The sequence below is a fragment of the Kitasatospora sp. NPDC085895 genome (assembly GCF_040702125.1).
Classification (GTDB): Bacteria; Actinomycetota; Actinomycetes; order Streptomycetales; family Streptomycetaceae; genus Kitasatospora; species Kitasatospora arboriphila.
Genome location: NZ_JBFBJY010000050.1, coordinates 14,713 through 31,755, shown reverse-complemented (window position 1 = coordinate 31,755; position 17,043 = coordinate 14,713). Strand labels below are relative to the sequence as shown.

Annotated in this window: 19 protein-coding genes; 4 read left to right on the top strand and 15 right to left on the bottom strand. The window is 74.2% G+C overall.

Going from position 1 to position 17,043, the window contains the following annotated elements:
* Nucleotides 1-4 precede the first annotated feature (4 nt).
* The 3 genes from AB0442_RS26795 to AB0442_RS26785 form a co-directional block, all read right to left on the bottom strand.
* Nucleotides 5-1,615 (bottom strand): cation acetate symporter, encoded by a 1,611-nt coding sequence (locus AB0442_RS26795; protein ID WP_366165918.1) that lies wholly within the window; start codon nucleotides 1,613-1,615, stop codon nucleotides 5-7.
* The gene (locus tag AB0442_RS26790; RefSeq protein ID WP_363547370.1) at nucleotides 1,612-1,974 is read right to left on the bottom strand and encodes a DUF485 domain-containing protein; all 363 of its coding nucleotides are present in this window, start codon (nucleotides 1,972-1,974) and stop codon (nucleotides 1,612-1,614) included. The genes AB0442_RS26795 and AB0442_RS26790 overlap by 4 nt, the downstream gene beginning before the upstream one ends.
* Before the next feature lie 229 nt (nucleotides 1,975-2,203).
* Nucleotides 2,204-3,247 carry a zinc-dependent alcohol dehydrogenase family protein gene (locus AB0442_RS26785; protein ID WP_344621918.1) on the bottom strand — a complete coding sequence of 348 codons (1,044 nt, stop codon included), beginning with the start codon at nucleotides 3,245-3,247 and terminating at the stop codon, nucleotides 2,204-2,206.
* A gap of 169 nt (nucleotides 3,248-3,416) precedes the next feature.
* On the opposite strand from AB0442_RS26785, the gene AB0442_RS26780 reads away from it, so the two are divergent.
* On the top strand, nucleotides 3,417-4,427 hold the full coding sequence (locus AB0442_RS26780; protein ID WP_366165915.1) for a DEDDh family exonuclease: 1,011 nt from the start codon (nucleotides 3,417-3,419) through the stop codon (nucleotides 4,425-4,427).
* Nucleotides 4,428-4,444: 17 nt separating this feature from the next.
* Nucleotides 4,445-5,242, top strand: coding sequence for an SURF1 family protein (locus AB0442_RS26775; protein WP_366165914.1), 798 nt, complete (start codon nucleotides 4,445-4,447; stop codon nucleotides 5,240-5,242).
* Between the two features lie 66 nt (nucleotides 5,243-5,308).
* On the opposite strand, the gene AB0442_RS26770 is transcribed toward AB0442_RS26775, so the two are convergent.
* The gene (locus tag AB0442_RS26770; RefSeq protein WP_366165913.1) at nucleotides 5,309-5,854 is read right to left on the bottom strand and encodes a hypothetical protein; all 546 of its coding nucleotides are present in this window, start codon (nucleotides 5,852-5,854) and stop codon (nucleotides 5,309-5,311) included.
* Between the two features lie 132 nt (nucleotides 5,855-5,986).
* Here AB0442_RS26770 and AB0442_RS26765 point away from each other — a divergent pair, with 132 nt between their 5' ends.
* Complete coding sequence (locus AB0442_RS26765) at nucleotides 5,987-6,748, top strand: SDR family oxidoreductase (RefSeq protein WP_344621922.1); 762 nt, start codon at nucleotides 5,987-5,989, stop codon at nucleotides 6,746-6,748.
* 33 nt (nucleotides 6,749-6,781) lie between these two features.
* Here the strand turns inward: AB0442_RS26765 and AB0442_RS26760 are convergent, their stop codons facing one another.
* The 9 genes from AB0442_RS26760 to AB0442_RS26720 form a co-directional block, all read right to left on the bottom strand.
* Nucleotides 6,782-7,405 (bottom strand): alkaline shock response membrane anchor protein AmaP, encoded by a 624-nt coding sequence (locus tag AB0442_RS26760; protein WP_366165911.1) that lies wholly within the window; start codon nucleotides 7,403-7,405, stop codon nucleotides 6,782-6,784.
* Nucleotides 7,402-8,181: a DUF6286 domain-containing protein gene (locus AB0442_RS26755; protein ID WP_366165909.1), complete on the bottom strand. Its 780-nt coding sequence runs from the start codon at nucleotides 8,179-8,181 to the stop codon at nucleotides 7,402-7,404. Before AB0442_RS26755 ends, AB0442_RS26760 begins: the two co-directional genes overlap by 4 nt.
* On the bottom strand, nucleotides 8,178-8,516 hold the full coding sequence (locus tag AB0442_RS26750; protein ID WP_366165907.1) for a hypothetical protein: 339 nt from the start codon (nucleotides 8,514-8,516) through the stop codon (nucleotides 8,178-8,180). Before AB0442_RS26750 ends, AB0442_RS26755 begins: the two co-directional genes overlap by 4 nt.
* Nucleotides 8,513-8,704, bottom strand: a complete 192-nt coding sequence (locus AB0442_RS26745) for a hypothetical protein (protein ID WP_030266756.1) — start codon at nucleotides 8,702-8,704, stop codon at nucleotides 8,513-8,515. The genes AB0442_RS26750 and AB0442_RS26745 overlap by 4 nt, the downstream gene beginning before the upstream one ends.
* Nucleotides 8,705-8,778: 74 nt before the next feature.
* On the bottom strand, nucleotides 8,779-9,240 hold the full coding sequence (locus AB0442_RS26740; RefSeq protein ID WP_363547394.1) for an Asp23/Gls24 family envelope stress response protein: 462 nt from the start codon (nucleotides 9,238-9,240) through the stop codon (nucleotides 8,779-8,781).
* 178 nt (nucleotides 9,241-9,418) lie between these two features.
* Nucleotides 9,419-10,225: an enoyl-CoA hydratase/isomerase family protein gene (locus AB0442_RS26735; RefSeq protein ID WP_344621927.1), complete on the bottom strand. Its 807-nt coding sequence runs from the start codon at nucleotides 10,223-10,225 to the stop codon at nucleotides 9,419-9,421.
* A gap of 272 nt (nucleotides 10,226-10,497) precedes the next feature.
* Complete coding sequence (locus tag AB0442_RS26730; RefSeq protein ID WP_030266747.1) at nucleotides 10,498-10,731, bottom strand: helix-turn-helix domain-containing protein; 234 nt, start codon at nucleotides 10,729-10,731, stop codon at nucleotides 10,498-10,500.
* 380 nt (nucleotides 10,732-11,111) lie between these two features.
* Entirely contained in the window at nucleotides 11,112-12,710 is a 1,599-nt protein-coding gene (gene abc-f / locus AB0442_RS26725) for a ribosomal protection-like ABC-F family protein (protein WP_344621928.1), read from the bottom strand.
* Nucleotides 12,711-12,907: 197 nt separating this feature from the next.
* On the bottom strand, nucleotides 12,908-13,825 hold the full coding sequence (locus tag AB0442_RS26720) for a hypothetical protein (RefSeq protein ID WP_366165904.1): 918 nt from the start codon (nucleotides 13,823-13,825) through the stop codon (nucleotides 12,908-12,910).
* Between the two features lie 339 nt (nucleotides 13,826-14,164).
* Between AB0442_RS26720 and AB0442_RS26715 the strand changes: the two genes are divergently transcribed.
* On the top strand, nucleotides 14,165-15,253 hold the full coding sequence (locus AB0442_RS26715; protein WP_366165902.1) for a glycosyl hydrolase: 1,089 nt from the start codon (nucleotides 14,165-14,167) through the stop codon (nucleotides 15,251-15,253).
* Here AB0442_RS26715 and AB0442_RS26710 read toward each other — a convergent pair.
* Both AB0442_RS26710 and AB0442_RS26705 read right to left on the bottom strand, forming a co-directional pair.
* Nucleotides 15,230-16,384: a GNAT family N-acetyltransferase gene (locus AB0442_RS26710; protein WP_366165901.1), complete on the bottom strand. Its 1,155-nt coding sequence runs from the start codon at nucleotides 16,382-16,384 to the stop codon at nucleotides 15,230-15,232. The genes AB0442_RS26715 and AB0442_RS26710 overlap by 24 nt on opposite strands.
* Nucleotides 16,381-17,016: a lipopolysaccharide biosynthesis protein gene (locus AB0442_RS26705; RefSeq protein ID WP_366165899.1), complete on the bottom strand. Its 636-nt coding sequence runs from the start codon at nucleotides 17,014-17,016 to the stop codon at nucleotides 16,381-16,383. The genes AB0442_RS26710 and AB0442_RS26705 overlap by 4 nt, the downstream gene beginning before the upstream one ends.
* Nucleotides 17,017-17,043: the final 27 nt, after the last annotated feature.

The following is a 17,043-nucleotide window of genomic DNA, read 5'->3' as shown; positions in this document are numbered from 1 at the left end:
CCGGTCAGTGGGCGCCGAGCCCGGTGAGCGAGCGGACCTCCAGTTCAGCGTACTTCGCCGGGTCGGCGGTCTCCTTGGAGAGGAGGGTGCCGATCCAGCCGGCCAGGAAGCCGACCGGGATGGAGACCAGGCCGGGGTTCTCCAACGGGAACCAGTGGAAGTCGCTGTGCGGGAAGAGCGAGTTCTTGCCGCCGGAGACCACCGTGGAGAAGATCACCAGGGTGACCGAGGTGATCAGGCCGGCGTAGACCGAGCTGACGGCGCCGGTGGTGTTGAACCGCTTCCAGAAGAGCGAGTAGAGCAGGGTCGGCAGGTTGGCGGAGGCCGCGACCGCGAAGGCCAGGGCGACCAGGGCGGCGGCGTTCAGCTTGTCCGCGAAGATCGACAGCAGGATGGCGATCGCGCCGATCGCCACCGCGGCCAGCTTCGCCGAGCGGACCTCCTCCTTCTCCGGGGCCTTGCCGCGGCGGATCACGTTGGCCCACAGGTCGTGGGCGAAGGAGGCCGAGGAGGCCAGGGTGAGTCCGGCGACCACGGCGAGGATGGTGGCGAAGGCGACCGCCGAGATCACCGCCAGCAGGATGGCGCCGCCGGTGGAGCCGGCGCCGCCGCCGAGTTCCTGGGCGAGCAGCGGGGCCGCGGTGTTGCCGGCCGCGTTGGACGCCTTGATGGCCTTCGGGCCGACCAGGGCGGCCGCGCCGAAGCCGAGCGCCAGGGTCATCAGGTAGAAGCCGCCGATGATGCCGATCGCCCAGAGCACGGACTTCCGGGCGGCCTTCGCGGTGGGCACGGTGTAGAAGCGCACCAGGATGTGCGGCAGGCCGGCGGTGCCCAGCACCAGGGCGAGGCCGAGGCTGAGGAAGTCCAGCTTGGTGGTGCCGGTGGTGCCGTACTTCAGTCCGGGTTCGAGGAAGGCGGCGCCCTTGCCGCTGGCCTCGGAGGCCGCGCCGAGCAGGCTGGAGAGGTTGAAGTGGTACTTGGCGAGCACCAGGACGGTCATCAGCGCGGTGCCGGCGATCAGCAGCACCGCCTTGACGATCTGCACCCAGGTGGTGCCCTTCATGCCGCCGATCGCGACGTAGATCACCATCAGGGCGCCGACCGCGACGATCGTCCAGCGCTTGGCGCCCTCGCCGCTGACCCCGAGCAGCAGGGCGACCAGCGAGCCGGCACCGACCATCTGGGCCAGCAGGTAGAAGATCGACACCACGATGGTGGACACGCCGGCGGCGGTGCGCACCGGGCGCTGCCGCATCCGGAAGGCCAGCACGTCGGCCATGGTGTAGCGGCCGGAGTTGCGCAGCGGTTCGGCGACCAGCAGCAGGGCGACCAGCCAGGCCACCAGGAAGCCGATCGAGTAGAGGAAGCCGTCGTAGCCGAAGAGCGCGATGGCGCCGGCGATGCCGAGGAAGGACGCGGCGGACATGTAGTCGCCGGAGATGGCGAGGCCGTTCTGGAAGCCGGTGAAGCCGCGGCCGCCGGCGTAGAAGTCGGCGGCGTCCTTGGTCTGTCGGCCGGCCCAGATCGTGATGCCGAGGGTGGCGGCAACGAACAGGCCGAACAGGGTCATGGTGAGGCCGCGGTGGTCGCTCGCGGCGCTGGCCAGCTGGATCATTCGGCGGCCTCCCGGGGGGTGTGGACGGCGGCGGGCGCGTGGCTCTCGCGGATCGCCTCGGCGGGCGGGTCCAGGCGGCGGTCCGCGTAGCGGGCGTACCAGGCGGCGATGGCGAAGGTGGAGGCGAACTGCAGCAGGCCGAGCACCAGGGCGGTGTTGACGTGGCCGACGACCTTGGTCGCCATGAACGCCGGGGCGTAGCTCGACAGCAGCACGTACAGCAGGTACCAGAGGATGAAGCCGATGGTGACCGGGAAGGCGAAGCTCCGGAAGGCGGACCTGAGGCCGCGGAACTCCTCGCCCTCCTCGATCCGTTGCACGTCTGCGGCGGCGGCCTCGGCGGCCGGCGGAGTGTCCACGCGGTGTCTCCTGACGTCGGCGGGTGCGCGGGTGGATCACTGGGGTGTGAGGGGCATCACAGGCACGGTGCGGCTGCATGCTAGATCCACCCGCGCGGCCCGCGACAGCGTCCGCGCACGATCGGCCGCGGGCTGTCCCCGATCTGGCCGAAAACCGTCCGCGCGAACCGCCCGGGGCGGTGCCGCGCGTGCGGCACCGCCCCGGGGGTGCAGAGGGTGTGACCGCGCGTCAGAAGGTGATGCGGACCTTCAGCGCCTCGCGGTCGTGCATGGCGCGGTAGCCGTCCGGCACCCCGTCGAGGCCGACGGTGCGGTCGAAGACCAGGCCGGGGTCGATCGCGCCGGACAGCACGTCCGGCAGCAGCTCGGGGATGTACGCGCGGGCCGGGGCGACACCGCCGGCCAGCGTCACGTTGCGGCCGAACATCTGGGCGATGTCCACGCCGGCGCTGCCGCCGTGCGGCACGCCGACGTAGCCGACCGCGCCGCCGTCCCGGGCGATCGAGATCGCGGTGCGCATCGACTCCTCGGTGCCGACGGCCTCCAGCACCGCGTGCGCGCCCTGACCGCCGGTCAGCTCCTTGACCGCCTCGATCGCGGCCTCGCCGCGCTCGGCGACGACGTCGGTGGCGCCGAAGCTGCGGGCGATCGCGGTGCGCTGCTCGTGCCGGCCCAGCGCGATGATCCGGCCGGCGCCGAGGCGGTGCGCGGCGAGCACGCCGCACAGGCCGACGGCGCCGTCGCCGACCACGGCGACGGTGGCGCCCGGCCGGACGTTCGCGGCGACCGCGGCGTGGTGGCCGGTGCTCATCACGTCGGAGAGGGCGAGCAGACCCGGCAGCAGCTTCTCCTCGCCGGCCGCCTCCTTCGGCAGCTTGACCAGGGTGCCGTCGGCGAACGGGACGCGGACGGCCTCGCCCTGGCCGCCGTCGGAGCCGACCTCGCCCCAGAAGCCGCCCTGCGGGCAGGAGGTGTGCAGGCCCTCGCGGCAGTGGTCGCAGGTGCCGTCGGACCAGACGAACGGGGCGACGACGAAGTCGCCGCGCGTGAATCCGGTCACGTCGGAGCCGACCTCCTCGACGATGCCGAGGAACTCGTGGCCGATCCGCTGGCCGGCCACCCGGGACGCCACACCCCGGTACGCCCACAGGTCGCTGCCGCAGATGCAGGCGTTCACCACCCGCACCACGGCGTCGGTCGGCCGCTGCACGACCGGGTCCGGCACCTCCTCGATCCGGATGTCGTTGGGGCCGTGGATCACGGTGGCGCGCATGGAGCTTCCTTACGGGGTGGGGGGGTGGTACGTCGGGGTGCTGACGACCGGGGAGGGTCGCGAGGATGTACGACCACTCCGACGACCACTCTATTCCGGGCGGCCCCGGGCCACCGCCCGCCGCCGATCGGCCCGGCCCCGACGCCGGTCGGCCTTAGAGTGGTGCACCATGCATGCGATCCAGCCCCCGTGGGACGGCCTGGCGGCCCCCGCGGCCCTCCCGGCGCCCCGCCCCGCCGCCGAGGCCGACACCGGCTTCGCCGTCGTCGACGTCGAGACCACCGGGCTCGGCCGCACCGACCGGGTCGTCTCGGCGGGCGTCTACCAGCTGGACGCGCAGGGCGAGGTGACGGGGCACTGGTACACGCTGGTCAACCCGGAGCGCGACCCCGGGCCGGTGTGGATCCACGGCCTGACCGCCGAGATGCTGGCCGACGCGCCGACCTTCCCCGAGATCGCCGGGGAGCTGGCCGAGCGGCTGCGCGGGCGGATCATGGTCGCCCACAACGCGCTCTTCGACTGGAACATGATCGCCCGCGAGTTCGCCCGGGCCGGGCTGCGCGCCCCGGTGGAGCAGCGGCTGTGCACCATGGTGCTCTCGCGCGACCTGGGTCTGCCGCTGCCCAACGGCAAGCTGTCCTCGCTCGTCGCGCACTTCGGGGTGCAGCAGCGGCAGGCGCACAACGCGCTGGACGACGCCCGGGTGCTCGCCGAGGCGTTCCGGCCCAGCCTGCAGCTGGCCCGGGAGTTCGGGGTGCCGCTGCCGCTGACCGCCTGCGTGGCCGTCACCGACCTCGGCGAGGACTCCCCCGCGCCGACCCGCGGCACGTCCTGGTCGTCGTCCTACCGCCCGAGCCGCAAGCGGCCGGCCTGCCCGTACCCGAACCCCGGCCGCTGGCAGGACGGCTCCCCGCTGGTCCAGGGCATGCGGGTGGCGATCACCGGCGACACCGCCACCGAGCGGGAACTGCTGGAGGACCGCGCGGTCGAGGCCGGCCTGCACATCGCGACCTCCGTGAGCCGGCTCACCAGCCTGCTCGTCACCAACGAGCCGGGCAGCTGGAGCGGCAAGGCCCGCAAGGCCCGCGAGCACGGCACGCCGGTGGTGGGCGAGGACGCCTTCCTCCAGCTGCTGCGCGAGGTCGCACCCCACCCCGGTGTCCGGCCCGCGGATCAGTAGGGCGTAGCGTGCCGGGTGTGTACCGATTTCTGCTGTCCCGGCGCTGGGCGGTCATCGCGCTGACCGTGCTGCTGCTGATCCCCGTGATGATCCGTCTGGGGTTCTGGCAGCTGCACCGGCACGAGGCCCGGGTCGCCCGCAACGAGCTGATCGGCCGCAGTCTGAAGGCGGCGCCGGTCGCGTTCGACTCGCTGTCCTCCCCCGGCTTCGCCGTGCCCGGCGACCTGACCTGGCGCACCGTGACGGCCACCGGCAGCTACGACACCGCGCACGAGTTCGTGATCCGCGGGCGCACCGAACCGGACGGCAGCAGCATCGGGTACTTCGTCGTCACGCCGCTGAAGCTGGCGGACGGCCGCGGCTCGGTGCTGGTCAACCGGGGCTGGGTGGACTCCGGCACGGACGCCGCCAGCTACCCCGCGGTGCCGGCGCCGCCGGCCGGGCCGGTGACCGTGACCGGCCGGCTGCGGGCCGACGAGACCACCGCCAGCAGCGGCATCCGCGACCGCGGCGGCCTGCCGGAGCGCCAGTACAAGCTGATCAACAGCGGGCAGCAGGCCAAGGCCACCGGCGCCACGGTGCTCGGCGGCTACCTGGAGCTGGTCTCCGCCACCCCGGCCGTCGGCAGCTCCCCGGTGCTGCTGGCCGAGCCGAACCACTCGGACATCGGCCCGCACATGGCGTACGCCGTGCAGTGGTGGCTGTTCGCCGGCCTGCTCCCGGTCGGCCTGGTGATCCTGGCCCGCCGCGAGGCCAAGGAACGCGCCGAGGAGGCCGCCGCGGCGGCCGCGGCCGGGGAGCTCGCCCCCGCGTAGACGTTCCGACGACGGGGCAGCCGCTCAGGGGAGCTGCCTTCGGGCAGGTGCACCTGCACTCGTGCGTCAGTGCTGGGTGTTCCAGAAGCCGATGGCGAGGGCGCCCCACCAGCCGAGCTGGGAGACCAGGGCGGAGAGGGCGCCGCGCACCAGCAGCCGCCGCTCGGGCCGGCCCGGGCCCGCGGCCTCCAGGCGCTTGGTCAGGGCCGTGGCGTGCACCCCGTTCAGCGCGATCAGCAGCACCAGGAGCAGCTTGACCCGGGTCAGCGGGGAGTCGAGCTGCGGCTCCAGCAGGATGCCGCTGGCGGTGAGGCCGGCCAGGCCGGCCCAGACCGGTACGTGCAGCGGGCCGGTGGACTCCACGGCCTGGGCGAGGGTGCAGCGGCCGAGCAGCCACAGGGCGCCCGTGTAGTCCACGGCGAGCACGGCGCCGAAGCCGACGACCAGCGCCACCAGGTGCACGAAGAGGGCGACGGTGTGCAGCGAGGCGTCGGTCCGCACGTGGCCGGCCGTCCAGGCGCTGCCCGCCCAGAGCACGCAGAGCCCGATCGAGACCAGGAGGCAACGGGCCACTGTCCCGGACAGCGGGGCGAGCTCGTCGGACTCAGGCATGGTGGTGCTCCGTGGGGGTGGGGGAGGGTGAGAGCGAGGTTAGGTTTTCCTAAGTTCTCCCCCCGCGTCAACCCGGCGCCGCGGGGTGGGACCCGATCGACGCCCCGGGCCCGGACCGGGGAGGATGGGCGCATGGATCTCGGACTTCAGCAGAAGGTGTACGTACTGACCGGTGCCACCCGCGGCCTGGGCCTGGCCTCCGCGCGTGAACTGGTCGCCGACGGCGCCCGGGTGGTGGTCAGCGGCCGGCACGAGGAATCGGTGGCCGCGGCGGTGAAGGAGTTGGGCGGGCCGGAGCACGCGCACGGCGTGGTCGCCGACAACGGGGATCCCGCCACCGCGGGCCTGCTGGTCGAGGCCGCGCGCGAGCGCTTCGGCCGCTTCGACGGCGTGCTGATCAGCGTCGGCGGGCCGACCGCCGGCCCGGTGCTCCGGGCGGAGGACGAGGCCTGGCGGGGCGCCTTCGAGTCGGTCTTCCTCGGTGCACTGCGGATCGCCCGGACGGCCGCGGCGGAGCTGGCGGAGGGCGGCGTGATCGGCTTCGTGCTGTCCGGTTCCGTCCGTGAGCCGATCTCCGGCCTCGGGATCTCCAACGGGCTCCGGCCCGGTCTGGCGATGGCCGCGAAGTCGCTGGCCGACGAGCTCGGCCCGCGCGGCATCCGGGTGGTCGGCCTGATGCCGGCCCGGATCGACACCGACCGGGTGCGCGAGCTGGACGCCCTGAGCGGCGACGCGTCGGCGGCCCGCGCGCGGGCGAGCGCGGCGATCCCGCTCGGCCGCTACGGCACCCCGGAGGAGTTCGGCAAGGTCGCGGCCTTCCTGCTCTCCCCGGCCGCTTCCTATCTGACAGGTGTGATGGTGCCGGTCGACGGCGGCGCCCTGCGCGGACTCTGACGGTCGCTCACACCAGCTCGCGGGTGAGGGTGTTCAGACCACCCGGCGCGCCTTCGGTCCGGCGCTGCGGCGCCGGGCCGACGCCGTGAGCCTGAGGTGGCACGGGAGTTCGGCGAGTCCGAGGCTCGTTCGGGCGTTCTCCAACGGTCCGTCGTCGAGGGTCCGCACCAGGCGGGCGGTGTCGGCTCCCGGCTCCAGCCGCACGGTGGACCGCAGCAGCAGCCGGTGCGAGGCGCCGCTCGCCCGGACGGTCACCTTGTCGACCTGCGGCAGGTCGATCACCTCGGTCTCCACCGCGTCCTGCAGGGCGCGCTTGCGCATCCGCAGCGCCACGCCCGCCCCGCCGGGGACGGGCACGGTGACGGTGCTGGGGCCGGCCCGGTGCAGTTGGGCGTAGAGCCAGCCGAGGGCGCCGACGACCACCACGGCCGGGACGGCGATGACCACCGGCCAGAACCAGGCCCGGTCGGACCAGTCGGCCCGGGTGGCGGCGCCGAGCACCGGCTGGTGCGGCGAGGTGAGCGGCCAGCCGTCCGGCATCGTGGCGTTCAGCCTGCCGTACAGGTCGAGTCCGCCGGCCAGCACCAGCAGGCCGCCGAGCAGCAGGGCGATCCCGATGACCGCGAGGATCGTCCGGTTCACCGCGGACATGCTCATCGGGGTGCCTCCTGGGCGAGCCGGCGGTGGCCGTGCCGCCGGTCGTCCGGCCGGGCCGGGCGGACGGGCTGGATCCGCAGGTCCAGCCGGTACGGGCCGAGCAGCGGCACCGCGGCCAGCTCCTCGTTCAACTCCCGTTCCACGGCGATCGGTTCGGCGCTGCCGGTGACGGTGGCGACGGCCCGGTGGCGGCGCGCCTTCACCGTGCACCGCTCGACGCCCTCGATCCCGGTGGCCCGGGCGGACAGCAGCGCGGCCACCCCGGCGCGGTCGATCGCGGCGCCCGGCCGGAGCAGCGGGAGCCAGCGGCGCAGCCCGGGGGCGAAGGCCAGCCAGCAGAGCAGCAGACCGGCCGCCACGGCGCCGCCGGCGATCCCGAGCACCCAGGGGTCGTCGAGGTGGCGGGTCGCGGTCTCCCGCGCGAGGTCGGCCCGCCACTGCCGGGCGGCGTGTCCGGTGCCCTCGGAGATCGCGTCGTACAGCGCGGCCCCGCCGAGCACCAGCAGGCAGGTCACGACCAGCGCGGTGGCGGCCGTCCGCGCCGACCGCGGCCGGTGCGGGCGCTCGTACGGGACGGTCGGGCCCCACTCCTCGGGTCCCCCGCCGGGTTCGGCCTCGGGATGCGCCAACTCGGCTTCCAGGCCGATGCGTTCGGGCAGCGCGACACCGGCGCCGATGAGCTGTTCCGGGGCGGTCGCGGCCGGCTCGGCGGCGTACGGCGCGGGCCGGTCCGGTTCGGGTTCCTCCGGCCGGGGCGGGGTCGGCGGTGCGCTCACCGGGTCGTCTCCGGGACGAGGCGCTCGACCAGCAGCGCGACCTCGGTGACGGGGGTGCCGGTGAGTTCGGCGACCCGACCGGCGGCGGCGTCCCGGCAGAGGCGGGAGAGGCCGGCGAGGTCGGCCGGGTAGGGCAGGTCGAGGTGGAGGGTGACCCTGGCCTTGCCGCCGACCACCAGCACGGTGGCCCGCGGCGGTTTGCCGCGGGCCGTACGGGCCGCCCAGATCTCGGCGAGGGCCTGCCGGACGGCCTGTTCGGCGAGCCGGGCGTAGACCCGGTCGGCGACCTTGAGCCGTCCGCGGCGGGCCGGGGGGATCACTGCGGCGGCGGTCACCGCCGGCGCTCCCGGCCGCGGATGAGGTCGCCCAGGTCGCCGAGGTCGATGTCGCCCTCCAGCAGCCGCCCGAGGACGAAGCCGACCGCCCCGAGGACGGCGACCAGCAGGAAGGCGGCGAAACCGCCGAAGTACCCGGCGAAGCCCAGGGCCATTCCGGCCACCAGGCCGACCAGCGCCAGGTTCATCCGCTCCTCCTCGTGTCCGGCGGCAGACGGTGCCGCCCGGTGCTGGGTGCTGCTGGGGTGGTGCTCCGCGGGTGCTACTGGACGCGGCCGACCGGCTCCGGCTCCTCCTCGTCCGGCTCGTCCGGCAGGTGCACGTCGTTGACGGCGATGTTGACCTCGACGACCTCCAGGCCGGTCATCCGCTCGACGGCGTCGATGACGTTCGCCCGGACCTCGGCCGCCAGCACCGGGATCACCACCCCGTACTCGACGACCAGGGCGATGTCGATGGCGGCCTGCTTCTCGCCGACCTCGGCCTTGACGCCGCGGCCCGCGCCGGACTTCGAGCCCGGGACGCGGTCGCGGACGGCACCGAAGGTCCGGGTGAAGCCGGAGCCGAGGGCGTGGATCCCGGAGATCTCCCGGGCGGCCATCCCGGCGATCTTCTCGATCACGCCGACGGCGAGCGCGGTGCGGCCGCGCTCGGACGCGAGCGTGGTCTCCTCGGGCCCGGTGTGGCCCTTCTGCAGGTCGGCGGGGGTGGGGGTCTGCGGCATGGCGGGGTCTCCTGTGTCGTCTCCAGCTATATCGCAAATCAGCCCAACTCTGACATTTCGCCGCACGGGCCGCGCGTCGGGAGCGGAACGGGACGGCCCGGGCACCGGACGCCGGGCCGGGGAACGCCGAGGGCCCGGACCGCCGGTGCGACGGTCCGGGCCCTCGGGGCGGCTGCGGTCAGTCGCCGATGCCGGCGAGGTCCCGCATCCGGCGGTGCTGGGCGGCCCGCTCGGCGCTGCGCTGCTCGTCGTACGAGCGGCCGCCGGCGCCCTGCAGCAGGGCCTTGGTCTCGATGACGGCGTTGCGCGGCGCGGCGAGCAGCGCGGCGGCCAGGTCGCGGGCGGCGCCCTCCAGCTGCTCCGCCGGGACGGCCAGGTTGGCCAGGCCGATCGCCACGGACTCCTCGGCGCCGACCCAGCGGCCGGTCGCGCAGATCTCCAGCGCCCGGCCGTACCCGACGAGGTCGGTGAGCGGCTTGGTGCCGCCGAGGTCCGGGACGAGGCCGAGCGAGGTCTCCTTCATGGAGAACTGGACGTCCTCGGCGACCACCCGCAGGTCGCAGCCGAGCGCCAGCTGGAAGCCGGCGCCGACCGCGTGGCCCTGGACGGCGGCGACGGTGACCACGTCCGGGCGGCGCCACCAGGTGAAGGCCTCCTGGTACTCGGCGATGGCGGCGCTCGTCTCCTCGTCGCTGCCGGCGGCGAGCTTGAGGAAGGAGTGCTCGCCGGGGATGCCCTCCGGGGTGAACATCTGGCGGTCGAGGCCGGCCGAGAAGGAGACGCCCTCGGCGCGGAGCACCACCACGCGGACGGTGCCGGGCAGGGTGCGGCCGACCGAGGCGAGCGCCCGCCACATCGCCGGGCTCTGCGCGTTGCGGCGCGCGGGGTTGCAGAGCGTGACCAGCGCCAGTTCGCCCTCGACGTCGAGGCGGACGCCGACCTGCGCCCAGTCCTGGGGGTCGGTACCGACGGCGGGAGCGGTCATGGGGGTTACCTCCAGCGGGGGACAGTAGAGCTACTGGAGAGTAACAAAAGCCGGGGCGACCGAACAGGGCCGCACCGGAAACGACGAACGGCGGCCCGGGAGACCCGGCCGCCGTTCCGTCCGCACGTGCCGGCCGCGCCTCGGGCGCCGCCGGCAACCGCACGGGGGCCGATCCGGCTCGGCTGCTCCACCACCGGATCGCTGCTCGTCCGCGACCGGACCAGGGGCACTCCCCGACCGTCCGACACGGAACCGGCTTGTCTGATGAACCGTCAGGAACCCGCTGCGGCAGTCACCTTGCTCTTGCCGCGCGTCGCACCGCCGCGGCCCCGGAGATTCACCCCGGACTCGCTGAGCATGCGGTGCACGAAGCCGTAGGAGCGACCCGTCTCCTCCGCGAGCGCGCGAATGCTCGCCCCGGAGTCGTACTTCTTCTTGAGATCGGCCGCGAGCTTCTCACGCGCGGCACCTGTTACCCGGCTGCCCTTTTTCAGAGTCTCGGCCACCCGTGCCTCCTCGTAGCTGTGCTCGGTCAGATTCCCATGATCACCCATAGCCAGTCTCCTGGCCACCCATTCGACAAGGTCTGTCCCGGGAAAGCGCAGTCTGCCGGTGGTGCCCGCAGTGCACAAGGGCGCTCACCCTGGGTGCACGCGCCCCCGCGGGCGTCGGCCGCCGGGCGAGAATCGGCTGATCAGAACGGACGGCCCCGCCGCGGAATCGCGGCGGGGCCGTCGTCAACGCATTCACCGGAAGACGCATTCCCGCGGTCTTCGTCGGACCGGGATTTCTACGATGATCGGCTGATCCGGTGTCTACTCGGCGCCGGAAGTCGGCACTCGGGCGGCATTCGGGCCGGTGCCCGGACCGGCGCTCGGACCTGCTCTCAGGCGAGCGAGACGAGGTCCGCGTACGCCGGGCTCCAGAGGTCCTCGACACCGTCGGGCAGCAGGATGATCCGCTCCGGCTGGAGCGCGTCGACCGCGCCCTCGTCGTGGGTGACCAGCACGACCGCGCCGGTGAAGGAGCGCAGCGCGCCGAGGATCTCCTCGCGGCTGGCCGGGTCCAGGTTGTTGGTGGGCTCGTCGAGCAGCAGCACGTTGGCGCTGGAGACGACCAGGGTGGCCAGCGCGAGCCGGGTCTTCTCACCGCCGGAGAGCACGCCGGCCGGCTTGTCGACGTCGTCGCCGGAGAACAGGAAGGAGCCGAGGATCTTGCGGATCTGCACCAGGTCGGTGTCCGGCGCGGAGGAGCGCATGTTCTCCAGCACCGTGCGGTCCGGGTCCAGGGTCTCGTGCTCCTGGGCGTAGTAGCCGATCTTCAGGCCGTGACCGGGGATCACCTCACCGGTGTCCGGCTTCTCGACGCCCGCCAGCATCCGCAGCAGGGTGGTCTTGCCGGCGCCGTTGAGGCCGAGCACGACCACCTTGGAGCCGCGGTCGATGGCCAGGTCGACGTCGGTGAAGATCTCCAGCGAGCCGTAGGACTTCGACAGGCCGGAGGCGGTCATCGGGGTCTTGCCGCACGGCGCCGGGTCGGGGAAGCGCAGCTTGGCGACCTTGTCGGAGACCCGAGCCTGCTCCAGGCCGGAGAGCAGCTTCTCGGCGCGGCGGGCCATGTTCTGCGCGGCGACGGTCTTGGTCGCCTTGGCGCGCATCTTGTCGGCCTGCGCGTTGAGGGTGGCGGCCTTCTTCTCGGCGTTGGCGCGCTCGCGCTTGCGGCGCTTCTCGTCGTCCTCGCGCTGCTGCTGGTACTGCTTCCAGCCCATGTTGTAGATGTCGATCGCGGCGCGGTTGGCGTCCAGGTAGAAGACCTTGTTGACGACCGTCTCGACCAGGTCGACGTCGTGCGAGATGACGATGAAACCGCCCTTGTAGGTCTTCAGGAAGTCCCGCAGCCAGGCGATCGAGTCGGCGTCGAGGTGGTTGGTCGGCTCGTCGAGCAGCAGGATGTCGGCGTCCGAGAAGAGGATCCGGGCCAGCTCCACACGGCGGCGCTGACCGCCGGAGAGGGTGTGCAGCGGCTGGTTGAGGATGCGGTCCGGCAGGCCCAGCGCGGCCGCGATGGTCGCCGCCTCGGCCTCGGCCGCGTAGCCGCCCTTGGTGAGGAACTCGGTCTCCAGGTTGGCGTACTTCTTCATCGCGCGTTCCCGGGTGGCGCCCTGGCCGTTCGCCATCCGGTCCTCGTTCTCGCGCATCTTGCGGAGCACGGTGTCCAGGCCGCGGGCGGAGAGGATGCGGTCCTTGGCGAGGACGTCGAGGTCGCCCGTCCGCGGGTCCTGCGGCAGGTAGCCGACCTCGCCGGTGCGGGTGACCGTGCCGCCCGCCGGGAGGCCCTCGCCGGCCAGCACCTTGGTCATGGTGGTCTTGCCGGCGCCGTTGCGGCCCACCAGGCCGATCCGGTCGCCGGGGGCGATCCGGAAGGACGCGGACTCGATGAGGACGCGGGCGCCGGCGCGCAGCTCCAGGGCGTTCGCGGAAATCATGGCTGGGTCTCTCCAGGGACGGGGGCGGGGCCCGGCGGCCGGGCGGAATGCAGGCGGAAGGGCGGGGCGGCGGCGGGCCTTCGAATGCTCGCCGACCGGCGCCTAATGCCCGGGGAACACAGCCATACGGCCCAGTCTACCGGGCGGCCGGGGATTCCCCGTGGGCTGTGCCGGGCGCAGCCCGGCCGGACCGCCGCTCAGCCCGTCGGGCAGCCCTCCTGCGGGGAGACCGCCGCGAACGGCAGCTGCGGGCTGGTGCAGACCGTCTCCGGGGCGCCGCGCCGGGTGTCGAAGACCCTGGTGCCGAGGATCGGGCCGTCCTCGACCGTCACCCGGTGGGCGTCCAGTCGCTTGAGCACGACCTCCGGCCCGGCGTTGAGCTGCCAGCCGCGGCCGGCCAGCCGGAAGCCGTTGACGCCGCCGGGCAGCAGCTTGCCGGTGTTCGGTCCGGTGACGCAGGTGCGCGGCACCAGGACGGCGTTGTCGGTGTGCACCGCGCGCAGCGGGTCGTACGAGCAGCCCTGCGGCGGGCGGGAGTTGTAGCGCAGGTCACCGTCGCGGTCGCGGAAGCCCATGGTGAGCGAGGGCGTGACGACGGCCACCCAGGGCTCGTCCTCCAGGGCCGTCTGCAGCGCGGCGGCGGCCCGGCGGACCGCGGTGGCCTGCTTCTGCTCCTCGGTGCGGTCGGCGGCGCCGGGCTCGCCGTCCGCGCGCAGCCAGTCGGCCAGGCCCGGCACCGCGCGGTGCCAGCGCACCTGGTGGTCGCTCGGGCGGACCGAGGTGACCAGTCCGTCGTCCCAGACGACGACCGCGCTCTCGCCGGCCATGGCGAGGTGCAGGGCTGTGGCGTCCTCGCGGCGGTAGGACCACAGGTGGTCGCCGGTCGCGCGGTCGTACGCCTCCAGGCCGGGGCCGACCTTCAGCTCCAGCGCGCCCGCGTCCAGGACCTGCGCGCCGACCGGGCTGGCGTCCGCGACGCCCGGCTCCGCGACCCGGTCGCCGAACGGCACCGGGCGGTTGGCGTGCGCGGCGGCACCCGCGCCGAGCACCAGCAGCGCGGCGAGCGCGGGCAGCACGGAACGGCGGGTCAGGCTTCGCAGCGGCTTCCAGGACACGGGCGGAGCGTACCTGCCGCACGCCTGTACGTCAGCCGGAATTCGGGGCGCCCCACGGATGTGCGCAGGGTCACGGCGGCCCCGGTGCGGCGCCCTCGACCTGCGGCTCGGCGGCGCCGCCCGCGGGCCGCCCGGCCGCCGGGGGCGCCCGCCCGGCGGGGCGACTGTTACACAGGTGGTACGGGCCGCACCGAAACGATCACCGTGCGTGCGCCCGGCGGGCCTCGGCGGGCGCCCGTGCGAACCACCACTTTCGGGTGATATCGGATATTTCTGACGCCCTGTGGGATTACTGTCGGACGAGCAGCACCCGCCCCCGCACCGCTCCCGGAGTGCCCCATGCGATTCGGCCGTCTCGCGCTGGCCGCCAGCGCGCTGCTGCTGCTGCTGACCACCGCGAGCGTGCCCTCGGGCACACCGCTCAGCCAGACCGCGCGGCACGACGTCTTCTCCGCCGACACCGCGGAGGACGGCCGGCGCGGGGCCGCCCCGAAGCCCGCCGTGCTGCGGCCCCCGCACGAGGTGCCGTTCGGCGCCTTCGTCGGCTCCTGGGACACCTACATCCCGCAGATCGCCAAGCTCTCCACCTGGCTGCGCAACGCCGACCTGCAGGTCGGCCACACCTACCTGGCGGGCAACGGCTGGGCCGACGTCGAGGGCGAGAACCAGGTGCTGGGCCTGTGGTCGCAGTGGCGGCTGCGCGACCCGGCCCGCACCCTGGTGCTCGGCGTGCCGATGCTGGTGCCCAACGAGGGCAACCTGAGCGACGGGCAGGTCGCCGCACTGCTCGCCCGCGGCACCAAGGGCGAGTTCGACCAGCGCTTCCTCAAACTGGCCCGCAAGCTCGTCGGGTTCGGCGGCGGCGACACCGTGCTCACGCTCGGCTGGGAGATGAACGGCACCACCTACAGCTCCCGCTGCCGGCCCGACCCGGCGGCCTGGAAGGCGTACTGGCGCCGGATCGTCACCGTGATGCGCTCGGTGCCCGGCCAGCACTTCCGCTTCGACTTCACCCCCACCCGCGGGCTCGACGCGATCCCCTGGACGCGCTGCTACCCGGGCGACGACGTGGTCGACATCATCGGCATGGACGCCTACGACATGCCGGCCGACGCCTCCTTCGAGGAGATGGTCACCGAGCCCTACGGGCTGCAGGACCAGGTCGAGTTCGCCGCCCGGCGCGGCAAACCGGTCTCGTACCCGGAGTGGGGGCTGTTCCGCAACGGCGACAACCCCGAGTACGTGCGGCGCATGATCGAGTGGATGCGCACCCACGACACCGCCTACCAGACCGTCACCGACTACTGCCCGCACGGCTTCTGGGGCTGCGACCGCAATCCGCGGTCGGCCGCGGTCTTCCGGCAGCTGATGTCCGGCTCCAAGGGGGCGCCGGGCGGCGTCTCCTCACGCGCGCCGGCGCGCCGCTAGCGCCTCCTTCAGCCGCGGCAGCCGGGCGGTCAGCACGGTCACCGCCGCCTGCCGGGCCAGCACCAGCAGGGCGAGCAGGGCCGCCGCCGGGGCCGGGCCCGACGGGCCCACCACCAGCCGCTCGTTGCGCAGGGCGTCCGGGCGCCACCGCTGCTTGTACGGCTCCTGGCCGCGCAGCAGGCTGAGCACCGGGATGCCCACCGCCCGGACCTCGTCCAGCGCCGCCCCGAACAGCATCCCGAAGACGTCCAGCCGCTCGCGCAGCCGCGGGTGGGCGCCGTACAGGTAGAGGCCGCCGAAGGACGGGCAGAGCACCACCAGGTGCACCGCGACCAGCTCGCCGTCCAGCCGGAAGCGGTGCACGGCGGCCCGGCCGCGGGCGGCCATCGAGGCCGTCGACTCGGCCAGGTGCGCCGCGAACCGCCCGGTGCGGTGTTCGGCGGTGACCCCGCGCTCCTGCCACTGCAGGAAGTGCAGCCGCAGCAGCTCGGCCACCGCCTGCGGGACCTCCTCCGGCGGCGCGGTGTCCACCTGCACCCCGGAGGCGGCGATCTTCCGCAGCTTGACCCGGTTGCGCTGGGCGGTCTTGCCGGGCAACCGCTTGAGCAGCTCCTCGACGGGCAGCGCGGGCAGGTGCTGGCAGAGCGAGTCCCGGTAGCGCCGGGTGGTGCCGCGGTGGTGGGCGAGCACCTGCTGGACGGCGGCCTCCGGGTGCACCTCGCGCAGCTCCAGGCTGTGCCAGGGGCGGCGCAGCGGCAGGGCGGCGGCCAGTTCGGCGGCGGCCCGGCTGCGGCAGTCGTCGTCGAGCAGCACGTCGGTGAAGTCGGCCAGCCCGCCGCCGAGGTTGGTCAGACCGCCCAGGGCCCCGCGGCGGCGCAGGGCCGCGGCGCCGGCCAGCCGGCCGTCCCGTCGGACGAGCACCAGCACCAGCGCGCCCGGTCGGCCGTACCGGCGCCACCAGGAGCGCAGCCAGGCGCCGTCCTGGAAGGGGGTGGCGGTACGGCAGCGGGTGGCGAGCGCGTCCCACTCGGCGGCGATCCGGTCGAGGGCGTCGTCCCCGCGGTCCACCTCGGCCGTCCAGACCTCGGCGGCGGCCCCGGCCCGTGCCGGGGCGGGGGTGTCGGTGGTCATCGGACGGCCCCGGCGGGTTGCCGTTCCACCGGCTGCCCGGGCACCGACACGGCGGCGTCGGTGCCGCCCGACCCGGCCGGGCGGCGCCGGGCGGCCATGGCGAGGGCGCCGACCAGCACGCCGGCCGCCCCGCCGACCGCGGTGTCCAGGGCCGCGGACGGCGAGGAGGGGCCGTCCGGGGAGGCGGCCTTGGCCAGCGGGACGAGCTTGACGCCGGTGTCCTGGCTGCTGGTGTTGGCGAAGGCGATCAGCGAGGTCGCCACCGCGTCGGCCGCCCGCACCGCGTCGGCGGCACGCGGGCCGGTGCCGGTGATCTCGATCATCGGGGCGTCCGGCGAGGTGGTGCCCCGGACGCTGTCCGACAGCGCGGAGACGGTGCGGCCGGTCTTCGCGGCAGCCGCGACCAGCACCTGCGGCTGCCCGGCGAGCCGGCCGTACGCCTGCGCGAAGTTGACCGCGGTGGCGCCCTCCCCCGGGTTCTGCGCGACCACCACCACGTAGGAGTTGGCGGTGTAGGCGGTGGGTGCGACGGCGGCGTAGCCGGCGCCGGCGGCGGCGCCCAGCGGGACGGCAACGGCCACCGGCCACCAGCGGCGGACGGCGGCCCGGACGGATCGGCGCGGTTCGGACATCGGAACTCCTTGGCTCGGTCGGTGGTG